The following is a 24,544-nucleotide window of genomic DNA, read 5'->3' on the forward strand; positions in this document are numbered from 1 at the left end:
CCAGAAAATGTTGTCCTAAAGTACGTTCGAACGAGTCAGGAGGGCTGAGTGGTGAACGACCGCTGGGTCGAAGTCACCCCCTCCCAGTTCGCCCACGAGAAGGATGGTCTGCGACTCATTCGCGACCTTTTGCCCAAGCGAGCCCCGTTCCGCGCCTGGACCAACTTCGAGTTCCGCGACGACCGCGGTAACTGGTCCGAGGTCGACCTCCTCATCCTGGCTCCCGACGGTCTCCACCTGGTCGAGCTGAAGTACTACTCCGGCCGCCTCCGCGGCAACGACCAGACCTGGCTCCGCGACGGTCGCGCGCCCGAGGACTCGCCCCTCCGCCTCGCCAACCGCAAGGCCAAGCGCCTGCGCTCGAAGTTGATGTCCGAGTACGACGCCTGGCGCCGCGGTAGGCGCTTCGACTCCCCACCTCCCCCAGCCCGCGAGGTCATCCCCTACATCCAGGAATCCGTCTTCCTCCACCACCCGGACCTGGTCGTCGATCTCCCCGAAGCCGACCGCCGCGACCTCTACGGCCTCCCCGGAAACGAGGCCGCCTCCGGGCTCAGCCCCATCACCGAGCTCTTCAACGGCACACCCCACCCGAACAGCACCGTCCGGGAGAACGCCGTCGTCGGAATGATGAAGCTCATCGGGCTGCGCTCCCACCAGCGCGAGGCGGGCAGCTTCGTCCTGGACCCCCAGCCCGTCGACGACGGCCCCGGCTGGCAGGACTGGCTCGGCACCCACAAACTGTTGGGCACCCGCCGCCGGATCCGCTTCCGCACCGTCCCCGAGGGTTCGCCCGACGAGGCCCGCCGTCGCGTCCGGCGCATCGCCGAGCATGAGATGCGCGTCATGCAGCACCTCAGCCACGACGCAGTCCTCCGGCCTGAGGACCTCGTCGACTCCGATCTCGGCCCCGGCCTCGTCTACCCCTACGACCCGTCCTGGCAGCGCCTCGACCTGTGGCTCGCCGGCCGCCCGACCCTCGGCTTCGACGACCAGCTCGCGCTCGTCCGCCAGGTCGCCGAGGCCCTCGCCTACGCCCACGGCAAGAACGTGGTGCACCGCGGCCTCAACCCGCGCGCCGTCCTGGTCCACACCAGCCGCGACGGCCGCCTCCAGGTGAAGGTCGGTGACTGGCAGGGCGTCGGCCGCACCGACGAGGCCACCCACACCGAGGCCACCCGCGGAGTCACCCAGCTGGCCGACGTCCTCGCCGGCGAGATCCCGCTGGCAGATCGCTGGGCGCGAGCCGCGTTCACGGCACCGGAGGGCATCCAGGTGGGCACCCCGGACCGCCTCCGCCTCGATGTCTTCTCACTCGGTGCGCTCGCGTTCTACCTGGTCACCGGCGGCCAACTCCCCGCCCGCAACCGCGCCGACCTCACCGTCCGGCTCCGCGAGCAGCGCGGCCTCGACGTCTCCGTCGAGCTCCCCGAGGTGCCGCCCGCCCTGCGCGACGCCATCCTCCAGGCCACCCACCCGCAGGTCTCCGACCGCCTCCCCGACGTCGCGGCCTTCCTCGGCGCCCTCGACGCCGCCACCACCAGCCCAGAGCAGGAGGAAGCGGCCGACCCCCTCGATGCCGGCCCCGGCGCCATCCTCGGCGGACGCTTCGAACTCAAGAGCCGCCTCGGCGCCGGCTCCACCGCCGTCGGCCTGCTGGTTGAGGACCTCAGCCTCGACGACCGGCCGGAGCGCGTCCTCAAGGTGGCCGTCGACGACGCCGCCGCCCGCCGCCTCGAGGACGAGGCGGACACCCTCCGCCAGGTCAACAGCCCGCGCATCGTCAAGCTCATCGACGGCCCGCTCGAGGTCGCCGGCCGCCGCGCCCTCCTCTTGGCCTCCGCCGGCCGCGAGACGCTGGCCACCCACCTCGGCAACCGCGAGCGCCTCTCCCTCGACCTGCTCGACCGGTGGGGCACCGACCTCCTGGAGACCCTCGTCGTCCTCGACGACGCGGGCGTCACCCACCGCGACATCAAACCCGCCAACCTCGGCGTCCAAGTGGACCGCGGCAATCGCTCCAAGCACCTCGTCCTCTTCGACTTCTCCCTGGCCAAGGCCGCCGCCTCCGACATCCAGGCCGGCACCCGCCCCTACCTCGATCCGTTCCTCACCGCCCGCAGGCAGTACGACTCGGCCGCGGAGCGCTACGCCGCCGCCGTCGTCCTGTTCGAGATGGCCACCGGCCACCCACCGGTCTACGGTGACGGCCTCTCGGATCCGGCGGCCATCCCCGACGAGGCCGCCATCGACCCCACCCGGTTCGACCCCTCAGTCTCCGCCCAGCTCACCGCCTTCTTCACCCGCGCACTGGCCCGCGACGCCGCCGCCCGGCACGACACCGCCACCCAGATGCTCCTCGAATGGCGCGCCTGCTTCCCCGCCAGCTCCGTGCCGCCCATCAACGCCGACGAGCTCGCCGCCCAGGCCACCGCCGACACCCCGCTGACGCAGTCCGGCCTCACCCCCCGCGCCATCTCTGCGCTGGAGCCGCTCAAGGTGGCGACGGTGGGCGACGTCGCGCAGATCGACGCCGTCCGCCTCAACCACCTCCCAGGCTCCTCGTCCGCCACCCGCGAGGAGATCAAGCGCCACGCCCGCACCTGGCGCGACAAGTACAAGAGCAAGGAGCACACCTGGCGCGTGGTGGAAGACACCACCCCGCTGCCGGATCCGCACGACAGCGCCGACGTCCTCCTCGCCGCCGCCCGCCAGGGCAAGGAGGACCGCGCCGTCGAGCTCGCCTCCCTCATCCTCGGCATCCTCGGCCGAACCGACCCCAACGCCACCCAGGCCGAGCTGGCCGCCGCCCTCTCCCCGCCGGTCACGCGCGGCCGCGTCAGCCAGCTCTTCGGCACCCTCCAGGACCGCTGGGCCGCCGACCCAGCCGCCCTCACGCTGCTCGGCCGGCTCACTGACGCCGTCGACCAGCGCCTCGGCGAACTCGGCGGCGTGGCGACCTTCGACGAACTCGCCACCCACCTGCTGAGCCTCATGGTGGCCGGCCCGTCGGCCGACGAAGCCACCCAGTTCCGGCTGGCCCAGGGCATGCTGCGCTGGACCTTGGAGCGGGAGGCCGCGCGCGAACGCGCCGAGGGGTCGGGCGATGGCGAGGCAGGCTGGCTGCTCCGCCGTCGGGAGGGGCAGCCGCTGCTCGTGGCCGTCCGCCACGATCTGCTCGACGTCGCCGAGGTCCTCGGCCGCCGCGCAGACTCACTGGTCGACGAGGCCAACGGGTCGGGCGCCGACGCCCTCGTCCCGGCCGCCCGCGCAGCCCAGCAGCTGGGCGCCGTTCTCGACCAGGCCACCTCGCCACGTGCCGCCGCCCCGTTCGACGACCTCCGCCGGGGCCAGCGGTTGGCCCAGCTGGCGGCGCTGGTCTCCCGGCACGCGGGTGCGTCGGCCGCCGGGGAGCTGCACCACCGCGACCTCACCGCAGGCGCCGCGCTGCGCTACACCCTCCCCGCCGTCATACCCGGCCAGCTGTACCGCCCCGTCGAGCTGCGGGAACGCGTCCAGGCCCGGTTCCCCCAGCTTCGGCCCCTCCCCCAGCGGCCCGAGCTCGACTCCATCGTCGACGGCCTCGGCCGCGGCCTGCGCTACGACGACAACGCCCGCGGCTACCGCGCCGCCGCCGCGGCGGGCAAGGACACCACCGGCCTCGAATCGCGCCTCCAGACCCAGCTCGGCACCCCCGCCACGCTCGCCTCCGGACCCGGAGCCGTCGGCCAACGGCTGATCGACAGCCGCAAGGGCCGCTCCTTCGTCGCGCTCGGCGTCGACGCCGGCGCCCACGACCGCCTCGTCGGCGTGCTCGCCACCCACTTCGAGGCCGTCCCCCTGGACCTCACCCACACCCTCATGGACGCCCTCCACGCCACCGCCGCCGCGGCCGGGCTCCCCTGGGACGTGGTGCTGGGCGCAGACGCAGAACAACCGGGCTCCCGCGCCCACACCGGACTCCGCGCCCTGGTCGAGCGCTCCCTACCCGCCGTCCGCGCCGCCATCGAGGCCACCCTGCAGGAGGCCGCGGGCCGCCCCGTCGCGCTGCTCGACGCGTCCCTGCTCGCCCGCTACGAGGCACTCGGCCTCCTGGCCGGGTGGATGGATCTGGCCACCCCCCGGCCCACCGCCGTGTGGCTCGTCGTCCCGCAGCTGCACGGCAACATCGGCCCCATGGTGGACGGCCACTCCCTGCCCCTGACCGCCCCCAACCAGTACGTGTCGGTGCCGCGCGATTGGATAGACACGTACCACCGCACCCCCGCCCCGGAAGGACACCCAGCGTGATCAACGCCGCCGCCCTCGTCGCCGACCTGAAGAAGCAGGTGCTTCTCCTGGAGGACGACCTGCGCCAGCGGATCGCGCTGCCCGAGTTCGATCAGGAGTGGCGCAGCGAGCACGCCGCCGCCACTTCTGGGGACCGCACCGCCGCCACCTACACGGCCTGGGCCGACGACCGGATCACGCAGGCCGCCGTGTCCTGGGTGCTGACCACGACCTTCGTCCGGTTCTGCGAGGACAACGCCCTGCTCGGCCCCGTCTGGATCTCCGGGCCGGCCGAGCGACGGCAGGAGGCCCTCGACGCGCAGCTCGCCTACTTCCGCGCCCACCCCGAACACACCGACCGCGAATGGGTCGAGCAGGCCATCGCACACCTCGCCGCCACGCCCGCCACGCGTGGACTCGTTGACGACCAGGCCATGCTGCACACCGTCTCCCCCTCCGGTCAGGCCGTCGGCCGGCTGCTGGAGTTCTGGCGGCAGCGCACCGACGACGGCACGCTGGTCCACGACTTCACCGATCCGCAGCTCGACACTCGCTTCCTCGGCGACCTCTACCAGGACCTCTCCGACCACGCGAAGAAGACCTACGCCCTCCTCCAGACCCCGGAGTTCGTCGAGGAGTTCATCCTCGACCGCACCCTGGAACCCGCCCTGAACGACCGCCCGCTCGACGGGTTCAAGCTGATCGACCCGGCCTGCGGCTCCGGTCACTTCCTCCTCGGCGCCTTCCGCCGACTGCTCGCCCGCTGGCAGGCGGAGGCGCCTGCCCTCGGCCGCCGTGACCAGGTGCAGAACGCCCTCGACGCCGTGTGGGGGGTCGACATCAACCCGTTCGCCGCAGCCATTGCAGTGTTTCGCCTCACCGTCGCCGCGCTGAAAGCCATCGGCCACAGCTCCCTGGAGACCGCGCCCGGCTTCAAGATCCACGTTCTGGCCGGCGACTCGCTGTGGTTCAGCCGGGTGAAGGAGGGTCTGTTCCAAACCCAAAGCGAGTTCGCCTATTCAACTGAGCACAGAGAGGGTTTGATTGAGGCGCTTAGCAGTGGTCAGTACGACGCTGTTGTCGCGAACCCGCCCTACATCACTGTCAAGGACAAGGCACTCAGCACCAGTTATCGCGAACGCTTCGCTTACCTCAAGGGGCAATACCAGCTAACCGCCCCGTTCATGGAGTTGCTGTTCAGACTCGCCAGACGAGGCGCAGCCGAAACCAAGCCCGGTTGGGTCGGCCAAATCACTTCCAACGCCTTCATGAAACGCGAGTTCGGTACGCCGATCATCGAGGATTTCCTGACGCACTTGGATCTCCGAGAAGTCATCGACACCTCGGGGGCATACATCCCGGGGCACGGAACTCCCACAGTCATTCTTGTGGGACGAAATCAGACCCCAGCATCGGGGACCGTTCGCTCCGTGTTGGGCATCCGGGGGGAGCCAGGACGGCCTGCTGTGGCCGCGAACGGTCTCGTCTGGTCCTCGATCGCCCAGAACATCGGAACGAGTCCGCACGAAGACGCCTGGATCACCGTCGTCGATCTACCGCGGGCGTCTCTGACGTCCCACCCTTGGAGCCTCACTGGCGGCGGTGCCGCGGCTCTCAGCGCCGCGCTCGCCGGGGGCCAGCGCTTCGGCGATCAAGTAAGGCTGATCGGACGAACATGTCACACCGGTTCAGATGACGCCTACTTCGCTCCGACTGGGACATGGACACGATTCCAGGTTCCGCAGGCTCACGTGCGACCGCTGGCCACCGGGGACGCCGTCAGAGATTGGGCGTTGTCGCCGCACACTGAAGCTCTCTTCCCCTACGACCAGACTCTCCAGGCTGAACTTGAGGATCCTGGATTGAAGCGCCTGCTGTGGGCTCAGCGGGCAGGTCTGAGCCTTCGGCGTGAGCCGGGCGGGACACATGAGGAGATCGGCCTGACCTGGTACGAATGGAGCCGTTGGCACCCAGAGCGATTCAGGATTCCCTTGGGGATCGCTATGGCCTTCGTCGCCACGCACAACCACTTCGTCCTCGACCGCGGCGGAAAGGTGTTCAACAGGTCCGCGCCGGTGATCAAGCTGCCGGCCGACGCCACAGAGGACGACCACCTCAAGCTCCTCGGCGTCCTGAACTCGTCGACGGCGTGCTTCTGGCTCAAGCAGAACAGCCACAACAAGGGCGAGGGCGGTGGGGCGCGAGTCGACGCAGGCTACGCGGCGCGCGGTGAATCGCACCGGGATACGTACGAGTTCACCGGCACGACTCTCCAGGAATTCCCGCTTCCCAAGCAGCTACCCCTGGACAGGGCTCGTGTGCTTGACGACTTGGCGCAGGAGTTGTCACGCAACCAAGTGGAGGCGTTGATTGAGTCGGAGCCGCCCACCGCCGATCTGCTGGGCGAAGCGGAGGCGGCGCAGTCCTCGCTCCGCGGGCGGATGATCGCGCACCAGGAGGAGCTCGACTGGGAGGTCTACGCCTCATACGGCCTGCTGGACGATGCACTCGTCCACGCCGGCGAGCCGCCGGAGGTGCGGCTCGGAGAGCGGGCATTCGAGATTGTGCTCGCGCGCCGGATCGCAGCGGGCGAGGAGGAGACCACCTGGTTCTCGCGACACGGCTCCACCCCGATCACGGAGGTCCCGGAGCACTGGCCGGCCGACTACCGCGAGCTCGTGCAGCGGCGGATCGACGCGATCGAGTCTGTCGACGCCATCCGGCTGCTGGAGGCTCCCGAATACAAGCGGCGCTGGGCCACCGAGCCGTTCACCAAGCAGGCGGACCGCGCGCTGCGCGGCTGGCTGCTGGACCGGTTGGAGGACCGCTCCCTGTGGTTCACGTCGCAGGGGCAGGTGCGGCCGCTGTCGGTGAGCCAGCTCGCCGACGCGCTCGGCCGGGACGCGGAGTTCGTCTCCGTGGTGGAGCTGTGGCAGGGCCGCCGCGATGCGGACCTGGTCGCGGCGCTGACGTCGCTCATCGAGTCCGAGGCGGTGCCCTACTTGGCCGCGTACCGGCTCAAGGACTCGGGGCTCAGGAAGTTCGCCGAGTGGCAGCGCACCTGGGAGCTACAGCGCAAGGAAGACGCCGGTGAGCCGGTGGGGACGATCCCCGTGCCGCCCAAGTACTCCACGGCCGATTTCCGCAAGACCTCCTACTGGTCCAACCGTGGCAAGCTCGACGTGCCGAAGGAGCGGTTCATCCTCTATCCCGGCGCCGGCCGCGAGACCGACCCCACCCCGCTGCTCGGCTGGGCCGGCTGGGACCACGCGCAGCAGTCCCTCGCGCTGGCCACGATCATCCATGAGCGCATCGCCGAGGGCGCCCCCGACGCCCAACTCGTCCCGCTCGTCGCGGGGCTCGCCGAGCTGCAGCCGTGGGTGGAGCAGTGGCACTCCGAACTCGACCCCACCTTCGGCGTCAGCCCGGCCCAGTTCGCGCGGGAGCAGCTGAGCGAACACCTCAAGTCCCTCGGCCTCACCGTCGACGACCTCGCCGCGTGGCGCCCCCCAGCCCCGACCCGCGGAAGGAGGGCCGCCAAGTGAGCGCCCTACTGCGTGACATCTTCACCATCCCGGAGACCACCAGCACCGCCGACTACGTACTGCGGCTCACCGAGAGCGTCGACGACGCCCACCTCAACCGCACGCTCGACGACTACGTGGTCACCGACGAGCTGGCCCGCGCCTTCGACACCGCGCTCGGCGTCGTCTCCACCGCCATCTCGGCCAACTCCAGCAAGGGCGCGTTCCTCACCGGCTCCTTCGGCTCCGGCAAGAGCCACTTCATGGCCGTTCTTTACGCGCTGCTGCGGCAGACCCCGAAGGCCCGCGTCATCCCCGAGCTCGCGGGCGTCGTCGCCCGGCACGACCCCCAGCTCCAGGGCCGCAAGATCCTCCCGCTGACCTTTCACCTGCTGGGCGCGCAGTCGCTGGAGCAGGCACTGTTCGACGGCTACCTCCGCCAGCTACATGAGCTCCACCCGGAGGCCACACCGCCGCTGCTGCACCAGACCAGCCGCCTGCTGGAGGACGCCGACTCGCTGCGCCGCCGCATCGGCGACCAGGCGTTCTTCGATGGCCTCAACGAGGGCACCGAGGCCGGCGACGTCTGGGACTCCTTCCTCGGCGGCGCCGCGACCTGGGACGCGGCCAGCTATGACGCCGCCCGCGCCGCCTCCCCGCAGGACCCCCGCCGCGCCGAGCTGGTGGCCGCGCTGCAGGAGCGGTACTTCGCCGCCTACAGCCGACACGCCTCCCACATCGGCCTCGACGAGGGCCTCACCGCCATCTCCGCGCACGCGCAGTCACTCGGCTACGACGCCGTCGTGCTGTTCCTCGACGAGCTGGTGCTGTGGCTGGCGTTCCGCATCCGCGACCACGCGTTCTTCGGCGCCGAGGCCCAGAAGATCAGCAAGCTCGTCGAGGGTGGGCAGGGCGGCCGCCGCATCCCGCTGGTGTCCTTCATCGCCCGCCAGATGGACCTTCGCCGCTGGCTGGCCGACTCGGGCGCCAGCGGAGCCGAGCAGCAGGCGCTGGACCAGGCGTTCCGCTTCCAGGAGGGCCGCTTCCCCGAGATCCGGCTGGGCGACGACAACCTCCCCTACGTCGCCAACAAGCGACTCTTGACCCCCCGCGACGACGACGCCAAACGCGAGATCGACCGCGCCTTCGACACCCTCGACAGACGCGCCGAATCCTGGGACGTGCTCCTCGACGGCATCAACACCGACGACCGGCACCGCGGCGCCGACGCCGCCCAGTTCCGGCTCACCTACCCCTTCTCCCCCGCGCTCGTTTCGACGCTCCGGTCGCTCGCCGGCGTCATGCAGCGCGAGCGCACCGCGCTGAAGGTCATGCAGCAGCTGCTCGTCGACCGCCGCGACGAGCTCACGATTGCCGATGTCATCCCCGTGGGCGACGCCTTCGACTACCTCGTGACGGGCGCGGCGGGTGACCAGCCGCTCGACGAGGCGTCCGCGGCCCTGTTCCGGGCCGCGAGCAGCCTGTACCAGGAGCGGCTGCAGCCGATGATCCTCAAGCAGTACAACCTCACGGCCGAGGACCTGCGCAACGGTGCCCCGCTGCCCCCAGCGCTCGTCGGGGACCTGCGCCTGGCCAAGACGCTACTGCTCAGCGCCGTCGCGCCGAACGTGCCAGCCCTCAAGGGGCTGACCGCCGGCCGGCTGGCCTCGCTCAACCACGGCTCTATCCGCTCGCCACTGCCCAACGGCGAGGCCAGCGTCGTGCTGTCGAAGGTGCGGCAGTGGGCCACGCAGGTGCCGGAGATCCGCGTCGAGACCGAGGGCCGCAACCCGCTGATCTCCGTGCAGCTCTCGGACGTCGACTACGAGTCGGTGGTGGACCGGGCCCGAGGCGAGGACAACGACGGCCGCCGTCGCGAGCTGATCAAGCGGCTCGTCGCCGAGGGCTTTGGTCTCGATGCGCTGGGCCCCCAGGACATGCTCGGCGCCCACACCCTTAAGGTGATCTGGCGCGGCACCGCCCGCGAGGTGGATCTGGTTTTCGGCAACGTTCGGGACGCTGGCTGGCTGACCGACGAGCACTTCCGCGCCCGCCCATCGACGTGGCGGTTCGTCGTCGACCACCCGTTCGACGACCCCGGCCATTCCGCCGCCGAGGACCTCGCGCGGATCGACCAGATGCGAGCCCGCAACTGGGACGAGCGCACCATCGTGTGGCTGCCGCGGTTCTTCAGCCCCGAGCGGATCCGCGACGTCAGCCGACTGGTGATCCTCAACTACCTCCTGGAAGGCGCCGGCGACCGCTACGCGTCCTTCGCCGACCACCTCTCCGAGACCGGCCGGGTGCAGGCGAAGACCATCCTGCAATCGCAGCGCGAGGCGCTCCTCCACCGGCTCAAGCAGGCCATCCAGGTGGCCTACGACGTCGAGTCCCCGATGGGCAGCGGCGACGTGGTGGGCGACGCCTCCCACCCCGAGGTGCTGGCCTCACTGACGCCGAGCTTCACGCCCCGGCCCCCGGCCGGCGGCACCCTCAAGCAGGCCTACGAGCACCTGGTGCGGGAGGCATTTTCCGCCACCTACCCGGCTCACCCCCGCTTCGAGCCGGGCGACGAGGAGGTCCGCCCACGCGAGCTGCAGGTAGCGTACTCCTACGTCGAGCAAGCGCTGGCCGACCGCGAGAACCGCGTCCCGCTCGGCCCCGACGCGGCGGCTGCGCGTCGGATCGCGAACCCGCTCGGTGTGGGCAAGGCCGCCGAAACGCACTTCCTCATGGGGGATGAGTACTTCTCCATGTGGGGCCCGGAGTTCGCTCGACGGCTCGGGGCCCGGGATGCCAGCGCCAGCGGGCCGGTCACCGTCGGCGAGGTACGCGGATGGATCGCGGGAATGGAGCCCAAGCTGGGCCTCACACGCGAGGTGGCCGACCTGGTGATCCTCGCTTGGGCCGCACTCCGTCGGCGTGCCTGGTACCACCACGGCGCCACCATCGACGCGCCCAAGCCCGGCACGTTGCGCGATGAGATGGAGTTGCGTGAGCAGCCCATGCCTGCCGAGGACGAGTGGGCCACCGCGACTCGACTGGCCGGCGCCATCTTCGGGCTCAGCAGCTCCACTCACGCCACGCCCAGCGCGGTGGCCAACCTTGCGCAGGCCGTGCGTGCCAGGGCCATCGAATGGTCGGAACCCAGCGCCCGGCTGGTCACCGCTCTCGAAGCGGCCTCGAACTCGATCGTGCTCGACCAGTCGCAGCCCAACCGGCGGCTGGATACGGCCCGGGCCGCTGCAGATCTTTGCGAGGTGCTTCGCGCGCTGAACGGTCTTCCGCTCATCAGGCGCTTGGCCGTTGCGGAGGTTCCCCAGCCAACCGCCACCGGCCGGTCGCTGGCGAGCGCAGGTGCCGTCGCGGCCAAAGTGAGCGGCTATGACTGGCACCGATTCACAGCACTCATCAACGCGTCGGCCGGGGAAGGTGCGCGGGCAGACGAGGCCGCAGGCATCCTGAACCGGCTCCGCGAGGCCCTGCAGGCCGACGAGTTCACCACCCAGCTCGCCCCAGCGATCACCAACGCGGACCGGGAGCTCTTCGATTGGCTCGCCCGCGGCAACCCGACACCCCAGCCACCGGTGTCGCCGCCGCCCCTGCCCCCGAAGACCGTCGCATCGGGACGCGCCAGTTTCCGCGGGAGGCACGGGCTGTCCACGGTGTCCCAGCAGCTGGGCGAGTTCGTCGACAAGCACCCTGAGGAGCAGGTCGTCGTGGAGTGGCGGATCGAATGACGGTCGAAGTTGCTGCCAGCGCCGCGGTCACCCCCGCCATCGCACGGGCATTCATCGAACAGGCTCGCCAGAAGAACTACCAGCACGGGGTGATCGGGGTGCGTGCTCGGCCGGAGGCCACCACCGAGTTCGTCTTCGAGTTCGGCGGGCAGAGCGTGCGGATCGTCGCTGCACGCTCTTCCTTGGCGCTGCGGGAGGCCATTCGAACCGCCGACGCCGACGGATGGCTCGTCGTGGTCACCGACCGCAGCGACGATGACCTCGGCGCCGGACTCCTGTCCCACCTGATCTGGCAGCGGTTGCGCCACCCCGACCCCTGGCAGGCCGTGCAGCAGGCCTTCGCCGCGCACAGCGTCGACGGCCGACTTCTGAGCGTAGATAACGCCCGGGATGTGGCCTCAGGTCTTCTCGAACTCGCGCCCACCGACGGCTGGCCGCCCGCCCCCGCTGGGGTCTTGACCCGCGAGCACGCGCTGTCGTCCGCGGCCCGCGCCGAGCTCGGCCTGCCGGCCGGGCCGGTCGACCTCATCGCCGTCCTGCACTGGTCGACCGACGCCTCGTTGCCTGCCGCCATCGCCAGGCTCCGCAGCCGGGCGGGGGAGAGTACCGTCGACGCGATCCTCGACTGGGTCGCCGACTCCTCGGGCGAGGCCGCACCCTTCGTCGCCGCGCTACTGCGCACCGGCACCGTCACCGGCCTCGTCCCACTCGGCGTCGCCGTCGACTGCCTGCTGAACGCGCGTGACCGGCACGAAGCCGAGCTCGCGTTGGCACGGCTCCAGCACCGTTGGGGCTCCGTGCCGCGCGGGGCGCTCGCCGCCGCGGGCCGTCTCTCGCGCGTCGTGCTCTCCGGTCTGCTGGGCGCCAGCGCCACCTTCAGGACCGGTGCAGCCCTCCTTGCCCAAGCCGACGACCTTCTTTCCGCCGCACAGGCCCAACACCTGACCGGGGATTCGACCCTGCTGCGCTCCGGCCTCACCCACCGACTCCGCACCTTGGCCAAGGCCCTCCGCCTCGGCGCTGGCGGCGACCTTTCCGCCCTAGAGCAGGCCTGGGCGCGGGTCGCGGACCATGAGCTCGTCGACGGCGACGCCCGCGTCGCCTCTGCCCGCGCGGGCGTTCGGCTGGTGCGCTGGCTGGCCGCCACCGCCGGCGACGAGGCGCCGATGGCGCTCGCCGCGCTGGTCGAGCGCCACCTGCTTGTCGACGCCTGGGTGGATTCGGCCGTGAACGACGCCGAGACCGGCGTGGACGATCCCGGGCTCGCCTCAGCCCTCGAGGCGGTGCTGCGCGCCGTCGAGGAGCGTCGCGACGCGCACGATCTGGAGTTCGCCGCCGCCTTGGCGCGCGAGGGTTGTGATGACTCGCTCACCGGCGTACGCGGCCTGGAGCGATTGCTGCCAGACATCGTTGCCCCATTGGCAAAGGACTACCCGACGCTGCTGCTGGTCCTCGACGGCATGAGCGCCGGCGTCGCCACCGAGCTCCTCGAGCACGCCACCACCGAGGTGGAGTTCGGGATGATGGAGTGCCTGATTCCGGGCGTGAGCCGGCGGACTCCAGCGCTGTCCGTGCTGCCCAGCGTCACGGAGATGAGCCGCTCCTCGCTTTTGGCTGGCCGGTTGACGAGGGGGCAGCAGGACGCCGAGCGGCGCAACTTCGCCGCCTTCACCTCGGCCAAAGGCTTGGGCGAGGCGCCTCTGTTCCACAAGAAGGGGCTCGACACGGGGCGGCAAGGGTTCGCGATCGCCGACGACGTGCGCCTCGCGATCGCCGACACCGCCCGGTACAAGCTCGTCGGGTGCGTACTCAACACCATCGACGACGCCCTCGACCGCACCGACCCCGGCGGCACCGACTGGACCGCCGAGACCGTCAAGCACCTCGGCCCCCTCCTCCGTGCAGCGAGGGCCGCCGGGCGACTCGTGGTGCTCACCAGCGACCACGGCCACGTCGTGGAACGCCGCCGAGGCCAACAGCGCGGCACCGGGCTGGGCGGCCGGTACCGCTCCACGTCCACTCCAGCCGCACCCGACGAGGTGCTCGTGTCCGGCCCCCGCGTCCTAGCCGACGGGCACGAGGCTGTGCTGGCCGTGAACGAGCGGCTCCGCTACGGACCGTTGAAGGCCGGCTACCACGGCGGCGCCGCCCCCGCCGAGGTCGTGGTTCCGGTCGCGATCCTGGCGCCGTCGACCCTCTCCCACTCGCTGGCCGCAGCTCCGGTGGCTGAGCCGTCATGGTGGGACCTGACAGGTGCTCCCGCGCTCTTGGTCGAGGCATCATCGGCGGTGGCCGAGATGCCCGACGAACCGCAGCCAGTTCTGTTCTCCTCCGTACAGGAGCCCGGTGTCCGCGCTGGGGCCGGCCGAGCCTTGGTGGAGTCGACCACCTATCGCGCACAGAAGAAGCTCGTCGGCCGCGTCGCCGTGACCGACGACGCGATCGCCACCCTCATCGAGGCCCTCGCCTCGACGTCCGACCGCCGCCTCAGCGCCAACCGCGTCGCCACACTGCTGGGGGTGCCTTCAAACAGGGTGGCGATGGTGATGAGCCAGGTCTCGAAGGTGCTGAACGTCGAGGGTTACCCTGTCATCGCAACGGATCCGACTACCCAAGCGGTCACCTTGGACGTCGACCTCTTGGCCGAGCAATACGGCGTGCGCTCGTGACGTTCCCACCGCTGCTTCAAAGCTGGCTACCGTCGGCCGGCCTCGATAGACTCTGACGATACCGCCAGACCGTCTCAAGGGAGAGCCCGTGCGAGAGCATCTGTCGACGCTGACCTCGCTGCTCCGTCGCATTCTGCGTCGAGAGCTCTCCACGCTTGGCCCCAATTGGTGGACCGACAATGTGCTGGGCAAGCTCACTTACCAGCAGAGCGCCCAGGCGAGAGAACAGGGCTGGACCCGTCTGGAGGACCTCGACACCGCTGCCATCCTGCGAGTCTTAGACCAGAATTGGGATGTATTCAGACGCAGAAGCCTCGTCAAATGGGACGACCGCAATCTACTCAGAGAAGCTGCGAGCGTGCGCAATCGGCACGCCCACGATGCGCCAGGACGACAGCCATCTCCCGATCGCATCCACCGGGACATTGAAACTCTCGCCTTGTTGGCCGAGTCGTTGGAGCCAGACAGCGACGAGACGGTCCGGTTGGTGGCAGCGAGATCCGAAGCGCTGAAGGCGCTCGCGCCGGCTGCCCCGAACAGGCCGAGCCAGGAACTTGTGATCCCAACCACTTCCGCCGAGGAATCGGCGTCGGGTTTCGCCCCGGGTGACGAAGTGCAGGTTAAGGCACGTCCTGAGTTGAAAGGCGTGGTGACCCGGGTAAACGGCGTAGGCTCAACCGCCCGCCTGACTGTTTCTCATGGGAACACTCGCCAGACCTACTACGCAAGCCAGGTCGAGGCCATTGAGGTTCAGACCAGTGAGGAATTGTCAGCGGACGAGCTGAAGGCACGGCTGACTGCCGCACATGTCCTCCATCCCTCGGTGAGCCGGCTCTACTCACTGAACAGTGGGCGAATTGACTACGAGCCCTACCAGTACCGTCCGGTGATGAAGCTGATCAACGCGGATCGCCCTCGTCTGTTGATCGCTGATGATGTGGGCGTTGGCAAGACCATCGAGGCGGGTCTCATCATCAAGGAGTTGCAGGCACGTCAGAAGCTGGACTCCATCTTGGTGATCTGCCCCAAGCCGCTGGTGGTAGAGAACAAATGGAGGGCCGAGCTCAAACGGTTCGACGAGGACTTCGTTCACCTCGATCCCTCTACTTTGCGCTACTGCATTGAAGAGACGCGAGCCGAGGGACGCTGGCCTTCGCGCTTCAGCAAGGCGATCCTCCCCTACTCGCTCCTGGACGAGCGGCTGCTTCTCGGCGAGGAAACGCCGCGCCGCAACCGTCCAGGCCTGATATCGCTCGTTCCACCCGTTAAGTTCGACCTAGTCATCGTGGACGAGGCCCACCACGTTCGCAACAGCGACACGTGGAGCCACAGAGTCGTCAAACACCTTCTGGACTCGGCCGAAGCAGCCGTCCTCATATCCGCCACCCCTATCCAGACAGGCAGCGACGACCTACGTAACCTCCTCCGACTGTTGCGTCCAGACGTTTTCGCGGACGGCCAGACGTTTGATCTCATGCGAGAGCCCAATGCAGATCTGGCGCGAATAGAGAGCACAATCCGAATCGCTGGCGAGGGCTGGCAGGACACCGCTCTGGACGCTCTAGATCGTGCATTGGAGACCACTTGGGGAACTCGGGTTCTACGGGCAGATCCTCGGACGCAGCAACTCCGGGATCTCCTCGTCAGTGGAGCAAACGAAAGCAGAGACAGGGTGAAAGCCCTGCGACTCGCGCAGTCACTCAACACCTTCTCCGGCATTATCAACCGCACGCGCCGACGGGACATTGGGTCCTTCACCACCCGCAAGCCGGAGACTCTAGAAGTCGACTTCACGCCTCAGCAGGCAGCGGTGCATGCAGATCTGCTTGATCTCGCCGGTCGCATCTCCACCGAAAAGGGCCATGGTCAGTCGTTGGACTTCATTCTCTCCACGCTCCAGCGGCAGGCAGCAAGCTCGCTCAACGGCTTGGCACCCTTCGTTGAGGACCTCCTCCAACGCAAGCTGGATGCTGAGGAACTCAGCGAAGCCGACGCGGACGACGAGCTTCTGGACGCATCCGCCCTCAGTTCTTACGTCGCAGAGATTCGAGACATCGCCAAGCGTGCCAGCGAGCTGACCAATGATCCGAAGTTGGACCGTCTGTTGAGCTACGTCAACGAGAAGCAGCAGCTACCCAACAACAAGCTACTTGTCTTCAGCACATTCCGACACACGCTGCGGTACCTCCTGGATCACCTCTCTGGCGCTGGGATCCGGGTCGGAGTCGTCCATGGGGGCGTGCCTGACGATGAGCGGCGCGGGCTGCGAGCCAGGTTTGCCAAGCCGCAGACCGAGCCGGACGCCATCGACGTTCTCCTGTCCTCCGAGGTCGGAACCGAGGGTCTCGATTACCAATTCTGTGACGCTCTGGTCAACTATGACCTGCCCTGGAATCCGATGCGGATCGAACAGCGGATCGGCAGAATCGACCGTCGCGGCCAGCGCAGCGAGACGGTCGCGATCAAGAATCTCATCGTCAGCGGCACCGTGGACGCTCACATCTATGAGCGCTGCTTGGTGCGGATCGGAGTTTTTGAGCGCGCCCTCGGCGGTAGCGAAGCCATTTTGGGCGATCTGACCCGCGAAATCCGCAAGATCGGTGAAGATCTGACTCTGTCGGAGGCTGAGCGCGCTCTAAGACTCCAGCAATTGGCTGACAACAGGATCGGTCGGATTCAGGAACAGGAGGAGCTGGAAGAGCGTGAGAGCGCCCTATTCGGTCTACCGTTGAGAAGACTCGACGCTGAAGGCGTCGAACAAGCATCTAGCCTTTGGCTTGCCCCGGATCAGCTCCGCAGGCTGGTGCAGCACTATCTTCGGTCCCGAGGGTATGAGCGTGCCGATTCGCTCTTCGATCGGCCTGTCGCTGTGCTTCGTCCCACCCGAGACGTTCGGGAAGCTCTGAAGGCGGACTGCGATGCTCTGAACTCCGCGCAAACTTCCTCTTGGCAGCGCTGGCTCGACATAGGCGGAGACCAGGCGCGGCGTCTCACGTTTGATCCTGCCCTCGCCGTCGACGGCGACATAGAGCTGCTGTCCCCCGTCCACGACTTGGTGCGGACCGCAGCGGCACATGTGGGCCCGTTTGCTCCGGACAGCGCCTTTAGTCTCCAGGTGAGAGCCAACGACATCCCCATGGGCCAACACTCGGTGGCCATCTATGCCTGGACCTACCTCGGCGCGCGGGACGATTTCGAGGTCCGGATCACTACCAGCGACAAGCACCTCTCGAACGGGCTTAGCGATCTGCTGGTGGCAGCTACAGACTCAAGCGGCGCGCCACTGGAAAGCGTTGAAGACCTCGACGAGCACCACTACGCCGAATGGGTGGACGCCCGTGCCTCGCATATCGACCAGACCCGTAGCCACGTCGAGAACCAATTGGCCTCACTCGTCACAACACATCAGGCCCGCGTCCTGTTGCTGGAGGACCAAATCGCAACCGCTTCCCATGACAACATCCGTCGGATGCGGGAATCCGAGCTACGTACGCTCGAGGACGACTTCGAGACTCGAATCAGGCGGCTGAGGAAAACCATCGAGCGCACGGACATCACGAGCACACTCCTGTGCGCCGGCACGGTCGAGGTGGTCCATGAGTGAGCATGCAGAGCTGGAAGAACTCCGCATAAGACGACTCGGCTATGTTCAAGCCGCGCGTGCCAACGGGTTCGAAAAGGGCTTGAGAAGTCTTCTGTCCGAACTGTACCCGGACAACGCGCACTTCATATACGAGCTCCTGCAGAACGCTGAGGACGCGCATGCGACAACGATCGAGTTCGCTCTGCACGAGGATCATCTGAAGGTCTCGCACGACGGGAAGCGCCTCTTTACTCTCCAGGACATCGACTCGATCACCGGAATCGGCCAGTCAACTAAGAAGGACGATCCCACCCAAATCGGCAAGTTTGGCGTCGGTTTCAAGGCCGTATTCGCCTATACCTCCCAGCCTCGAGTGTGGTCCGGACCGTACTCGTTCGCCATCACTGACCTCTTTGTTCCAGAGCAGATTCCAGGAAGTGCTCCGCCTGGCATGACGACCTTTGCCTTCCCGTTCGACCGACCGGATAAACCTGCGAAGCAGGCACGGGAAGAAATCGAGCGAGGGCTTCAGGAGCTTGACGAAAAGACTCTCCTCTTCCTCAACGACATCAGCACGATCACATATGAGCTACCAGACCGCACCATAGGGATCATCGAACGCACAGCCATCGACGATCGGCACATTCGCATCCAAAAGTCCGAGGGTGAGAGCTTCGTTGAGTCCCACTGGCTACGCCTAGTCGGCCCCACGAGCGAGGGACACGAAAGATTGAGGGTCGCCGCGGCGTTCCGCCTTGAGCAGACGAACGTTTCTCGCGGCGAGGGCGTCCAGGGGGCCGAAGACGGATCTGCGAGATCGTCGGGCCACCAGTGGTCGGTCTCCGCTCTCAAGAGCGGCGAGGTCTCGATCTACTTCCCTGCCGCCAGAGAGGTCTCCGGGCTTCGATTCCACATACACGCACCCTTCGCATCTACGGTCGCACGCGATAGCGTCCGCGACGACCCGGGCAATATTCGACTTGTTTCCGGTATAGGTGCGCTCATTGTTGATGAGCTTCCAAGGTTGTGCGCTGACGGTCTCGTGGATGACCGTTTCCTAGCAGCCATGCCCAACGGTGAAGACTCTATTGCGCATCCCTACACCCTGATCCGCAACATGATCGCAGAGGCATTCAATGATCTCCCCATCACCCCGGTGCGCGGAAGCAGTCAAGAGTTCGCCGCGGCTCGGACGCTAGTATCCAGTCCCAGCGACTTCCGCAATGGGCTCGAACCCACCGACCTACCGCCACTTTTCAATCTCGCACAAATGCCGACGGAGCCCACCCCCCGGTGGATTCGGGATCGTGACGGGCGCGCTGGAAAGTTTCTCAGTTCTCTGGAGACCATGGAGTTTGGATGGCGCGAACTCAACTCGATATTAGGCCTGGTTCGTGAGATCGGAAACTCTCAGCAGCCTCGAATCAACGAATGGCTGCGTTGGCTTGAAGCAAAGTCTGACGGAGCATTGCTCGACTTCTATCAATTGATCGGTCGCGGCAGCAAGAACTCCGCGCTCCTCCGGGCGGACCTCAAGGGGGTCCCAATGATTCGGCTAGTGCAACGGGGAAAGAGGAAGCACGTCCGAGGACCGCAGACCTACCTCCCTGCAAGCCGAGCAGACACAGTCCAGACACGCGTTCCCATAGGTCTCGCCTACTTCGATGACGACGAGGACCAAGCTCGAGCGCACTACCTCAAGCTCTTCTACACGGCTGCTGGGGTCAAAAGGTGGGACCTGAACGCCAAGCTCGAGCAGAGGCTGGAGCGCTACCCTCGATCAACCTTTGTAACTCGTGCCCATCCACCAGCGGATCACGATCCTGGCCATCTCAGCGATGTCCGAGAGTTCGTGCGCTACGGGCTGAGGAATCAGCGTCTGGCACGGGAGAAATTCGGGGACGTCCCGTTCCTGTTGGCTGAGCAATCGGACGGCTCTCTGCGGTGGGCGACTCCCCAGGAGACGTTCCTGGATCTACCCTTCCGCGAAACCGGCTTGTCGAGTCTCTACCCACGAACAGAGCTGTTCTGGCAAGACACGGGCGGCTACGCGTACGACGAGGGCCCTTACCCGCTCTCCGCCATCTACCTCGAGGTCGACAAGATCGAGGAGTTCCTAGAACTGGCGGGCGCCAAGACCCGGATCGAGATATGCCCGGTGGACGTATACGACAATCCTTTGCTGTCGTGGAGTTGGAGGACATCCAACAACGAGAATTCCTACGGGGAACGGTACGATTGGGGGATTGCGGACCTCGACAAAATTCTGGAGTCGCAGGACCACATTCTCCTCCGCCAGTTGTGGGACACCGTGGCGAGGGCCCCCGCTTCCAAAGCGATCGCGTCCTACCAAGCTAACAAGAGCGCGCCCAAGCACCCCATGGCTTCGCAACTGGCCCAAGCCCTCAAGACGACTGCTTGGATTCTGGACCGGAATGGTGATGTCAAGCTTCCCTGCGACATGACTATTGATGACCTCCCAGAAGATTGCGTCCGCCCGGTGAATGCGTCGCTAGTCCACAGACTCGACTTCGGGGCCGAGGCCCACAGACGACGCGAGAAGCTCGAAGGGGTCAGCAACTTCCTCCGGGAGGAGGGCTTGGATGAAGATGGGATCGAAGTTCTCCGTGAAGCGAGGGACCTCGGGTTTACAATTGAACAGATGAGGGCGTTTCTTCGCCAACATGCAGAGCCTCTCGGGTTTCCTGAAGCCGCATCGATCGACCCGGATCGGCGAAGCTCTGTGGCCGCTGCGGACGCCGAGACGGCGCCACTGCGCACAACGGCGCTGCGCGAGCGGAGCGTGGTAGTCGCCCAATCGCAGGCGAGTAGCGAGTCGAGGGCCTACCTACGAGGTCACTACACTCGGCCAACAGGCGAAATGCACTGCCAGGCCTGCCGGAAGGTGCTGCCTTTTCGGACGAGCGATGGGTTGTGGTACTTCGAGGCCGTGCGCCTCGTCAGTGGCCGGAAGCAGATCCACACCGCCAACGCCATAGCACTGTGCCCACTCTGTGCCGCCATGTTCAAGTACACGAGGCAGACGAAGGAAGACGAGTTGATGGACGTCATTGCCACCGTCTCGGTGAGTCCTGGACAGGGCCTTGTGGAGGTTCCGGTGATCCTTGACCACCGTCGGGTCGCGATTGCCTTCACGGGGAAGCACGCCATCGATCTCAAGGCCGCTCTAGGCATAGCTGGCGACCGCCGGGACACCGCGTGATCCTCCGGCGGCAACCACTTCTGATTGGTAGAGGACCCCATGGCTGACGTCTCCCCGCGCCGTCGCCGCGACGTGATCGATGCACTACGCCGTGGGACTGTGCCCGCGAACGGGCTGGATCTCTTGGCCGTAGGGCTGGACAGGTTCGGTTCGGCGCTCGACTCGGAGCTTTCGGCTGCGTCCGGCGGGTCGGCAGTCTTCAAGGCCGTGCGAGGCGAGTATGGCTCCGGCAAGACCTTCTTCACCAGACATCTTGCGGAGCGGGCGCTGCGTATGGGTTGGGCGACGGCAGAGGTACAGATCAGCGAGACGGAGACCCCACTGCATCGGCTTGAGACGGTCTATCGAAGGGTCACCGAATCGCTGCGCACCGCCACCGTCCCGCCCAGCGCCTTTCGCTCCGTCCTGGACGGTTGGTTGTTCACCCTGGAATCCGACGCCACCGAGGCCAACCCCGCCCTGCTGCATGCCTCGGACTCCGAGCTGTCCGCAGCCGTCGAGCGGATTCTGGAGGCACGGCTCGCGACGGTATCCAGCAAGACACCGGCCTTCGCACAGGCGCTGCGCGCCTACCGGGCTGCATCGCTAGCCGGTGACGGCGCTACCGCCGAAGGGCTGGCCGCCTGGGTCGGTGGCCAGCCACACGTCGCAGCCGCGGCGAAACGCACCGCAGGACTTCGCGGCGATCTCGACCATTTCGGCGCGATGGCTTTCCTGCAAGGGCTCCTCACCGTACTCAAGGACGCGGGGCACCCGGGGCTGCTCGTCGTGCTCGACGAGGTCGAGACGCTGCAGCGGGTCCGCGGGGATGTTCGCGACAAGGCGCTCAATGCCCTCCGACAGCTCATCGACGAGGTGGACTCGGGTCGCTATCCCGGACTGTTCCTGCTCATCACCGGCACCCCCGCCTTCTTCGAGGGGCCCGCCGGCCTCAGCCGCCTCCCACCGCTGGCCCAACGTTTGCACACCGATTTCAGCACCGACGCTCGCTTCGACAACCCTCGCGCGGTCCAAGTCCGCCTGCCTGGCTTCACTCGCGAGAGTCTCGTGGAGCTCGGCGGCAAAGTTCGCGACCTCTACGCGGGCGGCGTCGAGGATCTCGAACGGCTCCGGCGAGTGGTCGACGACCGGTACATCGCCGATCTGGCCGACGCCGTGGCTGGCTCACTCGGGGGCAAGGTGGGTGTGGCACCGCGGGTGTTCCTCAAGAAGCTGGTCGGGGACGTGCTGGACAGAGTCGACCAGTTCCCGGACTTCGACCCACGTACCCACTACGCGCTCACCGTCGACGCCGGCGAGCTCACCCCGGTGGAGCGCAACGCCGCCCGGGGAGCGGCATCGCTGGACGAGATCGAGCTGGACGCCGATTGACATGAGCGGCTTTGACGCGCTCCATCCGGCGGTGCAGCACCACATCGTCAACACCCTGGGCTGGCGGGACCTGCGGCCGTTGCAGGACGCTGCGGCGGAGCCTCTCGTCGCGGGCGAGGACGCCTTGCTCCTTGCTCCGACGGCCGGCGGCAAGACCGAAGCGGCGGTCTTTCCACTGCTCACCCGAATGTCCGCGGAATCGTGGACCGGGACGTCGATCCTCTACATCTGCCCCCTACGGGCGCTCCTCAACAACCTGGAACTGCGCCTCGATACGTACGCGAAGTGGCTGGGTAGGAGTGCAGCGGTGCGGCACGGAGACACCGCTCAGAGCGTCCGCCGCCGTTTGGCTGCAGAGCGGCCGGACGTCCTCATGACGACGCCGGAGTCGATCGAGGCGATGCTCGTCTCCAGCACGCTGGATCCCCGCTCGCTCCTGGGCGACGTACGAGCGGTGATCGTCGACGAAATCCACGCCTTCGCGGGCGACGACCGGGGCTGGCACCTCCTGGCCGTCCTGGAACGGCTCACCCGCTTGGTCGAACGGCCCCTGCAGAGGGTCGGACTCTCTGCAACGGTCGGGAACCCTGGGGCTCTCCTCCAGTGGCTCCAGGCCTCCAACCTGCAGTCTGGGGTCGCAGGGACAGTGATCTCACCCCCATCCGAGTCGGTGGCGGAGCCCGATGTGGCACTGGACTACGTCGGCTCGGTGGACAACGCAGCCAAAGTCGTTTCACTGCTGCACCGCGGAGAGAAGCGATTGGTGTTCGCCGACTCCCGGCGCACCGTTGAACGGCTGGGCGTACGGCTCGGTGACCTCGACGTCGACACCTATGTCTCACACTCCAGCCTTTCAGCCACGGAGCGTCGGCGATCGGAGACCGCGTTCGCGGGGGCTAGGGACTGCGTCATAGTTGCCACCTCGACGTTGGAGCTGGGCATCGATGTGGGCGATCTGGACCGCGTCCTCCAGGTCGGCGCTCCGACCACAGTGGCTTCATTCCTTCAGAGGCTCGGTCGTACCGGACGACGCCCCGGCACTCGACGCAACATGACGGTGCTCACCGTCGACGATGATGAACTCCTTCGCGCATCCGGCCTTCTGCTGCTCTGGAGCGAGGGATGGGTTGAGACGATCGCTCCGCCACCAGCACCCGCCCATATCGCCGCTCAACAACTGCTGGCACTCGCATTGCAGGAAGGCCAGGTGGGTCGGCACCTCTGGCGAGATTGGCTGGGCGGCTTGGCCCTGTCCTCGGCGACAGAGTCGGAGCTGATCGTCGACACGCTCGTGGAGCGCGGCGTCCTGCATGTCGATGGCGACATGCTCATGGTCGGCAATGAGGCCGAGCGCCGGTACGGTCGGCGACACTTCATGGAAGTCATGAGCGTGTTCACGTCGAATCCTCAGGTGGCAGTCCTCCACGGACGAACAGAGATCGGGACGGTAGACCCCATGGTGCTGTTGGCGAAGGTGATGGGCCCTCGCCGGCTGGCTCTGGCAGGTCGTGCATGGACCGTCAACGCCGTCGACTGGGCGAAGAAGAAGGCCTACGTGGAGCCCGCCCAGGGCGTCGGGATGGCGAGGTGGCTCGGTTCGTCGATACCGCTCAGCGGCAAGCTGGTCGATGCCATGCGACGGGTACTGCTGGGCGCCGACCTAGGCGCCGTCGGCCTGACTGCGAGAGCGTCTGCCCGCTTGCAGGAACTCCGCCACGAATGGGCGGATCGCGTGGATCCGACGCGCACAGTTGTCCTCAACGATCCCGACGACACGCGCTGGTGGACCTGGGCTGGCGGCCGGGCCAACGCCCTCCTGCACGCTGCGCTGGAGCAGGTCGCCCCGAGACTCTGCGACGAGCAGTCCACCTTCACCAACCACTACGTGTCCTTCCGAAGGGACATTGCCGCTTCCGAACTCAGGGATGCACTCGACGCGGCCGTGCAGCGTTTCGGTTCCGAGTTCGGCCTCGTCGAGCCAGCCGTGTCCAAGCGTGCAGTCCAGGACCTGAAATTCGGTGATCTGCTTCCGGAGGATCTCGCCGTCCGGATTCTCGCGCGGCGTCTGGCTGACCACTCTGGTGCTCAGCGTGCAGCGCAGGAGCCGATCGTCGAACGTCGCCGCGCGAGGGACTGAGCAGCCACCCGGACGCGAAGGCGCCTGC

The 24,544-nt window shown here is 67.3% G+C and carries 8 protein-coding genes; all 8 read left to right on the forward strand.

Going from position 1 to position 24,544, the window contains the following annotated elements; translation table 11 throughout:
• Window positions 1–51 precede the first annotated feature (51 nt).
• Window positions 52–4,290, forward strand: a complete 4,239-nt coding sequence (gene pglW / locus BLR46_RS07910) for a BREX system serine/threonine kinase PglW (RefSeq protein WP_176761701.1) — start codon at window positions 52–54, stop codon at window positions 4,288–4,290.
• Window positions 4,287–7,814, forward strand: a complete 3,528-nt coding sequence (pglX, locus tag BLR46_RS07915) for a BREX-2 system adenine-specific DNA-methyltransferase PglX (RefSeq protein WP_093250691.1) — start codon at window positions 4,287–4,289, stop codon at window positions 7,812–7,814. The genes pglW and pglX overlap by 4 nt, the downstream gene beginning before the upstream one ends.
• A complete protein-coding gene (locus BLR46_RS07920) occupies window positions 7,811–11,533 on the forward strand; it encodes a BREX-2 system ATPase PglY family protein (RefSeq protein ID WP_093250694.1) in 3,723 nt (1,240 codons plus the stop codon). The genes pglX and BLR46_RS07920 overlap by 4 nt, the downstream gene beginning before the upstream one ends.
• On the forward strand, window positions 11,530–14,202 hold the full coding sequence (pglZ, locus tag BLR46_RS07925; RefSeq protein WP_093250697.1) for a BREX-2 system phosphatase PglZ: 2,673 nt from the start codon (window positions 11,530–11,532) through the stop codon (window positions 14,200–14,202). Before BLR46_RS07920 ends, pglZ begins: the two co-directional genes overlap by 4 nt.
• 88 nt (window positions 14,203–14,290) lie before the next feature.
• Window positions 14,291–17,806, forward strand: a complete 3,516-nt coding sequence (locus BLR46_RS07930) for a DEAD/DEAH box helicase (protein WP_093250700.1) — start codon at window positions 14,291–14,293, stop codon at window positions 17,804–17,806.
• Entirely contained in the window at window positions 17,799–21,008 is a 3,210-nt protein-coding gene (locus BLR46_RS07935; protein WP_093250702.1) for a sacsin N-terminal ATP-binding-like domain-containing protein, read from the forward strand. Before BLR46_RS07930 ends, BLR46_RS07935 begins: the two co-directional genes overlap by 8 nt.
• Window positions 21,009–21,047: 39 nt before the next feature.
• Window positions 21,048–22,379 (forward strand): BREX system ATP-binding protein BrxD, encoded by a 1,332-nt coding sequence (gene brxD / locus BLR46_RS07940; protein ID WP_093250705.1) that lies wholly within the window; start codon window positions 21,048–21,050, stop codon window positions 22,377–22,379.
• 1 nt (window position 22,380) lies between these two features.
• Window positions 22,381–24,516 carry a DEAD/DEAH box helicase gene (locus BLR46_RS07945; RefSeq protein ID WP_093250708.1) on the forward strand — a complete coding sequence of 712 codons (2,136 nt, stop codon included), beginning with the start codon at window positions 22,381–22,383 and terminating at the stop codon, window positions 24,514–24,516.
• Window positions 24,517–24,544 lie beyond the last annotated feature (28 nt).

The organism is Tessaracoccus oleiagri, assembly GCF_900103275.1.
Lineage (GTDB): Bacteria > Actinomycetota > Actinomycetes > Propionibacteriales > Propionibacteriaceae > Arachnia > Arachnia oleiagri.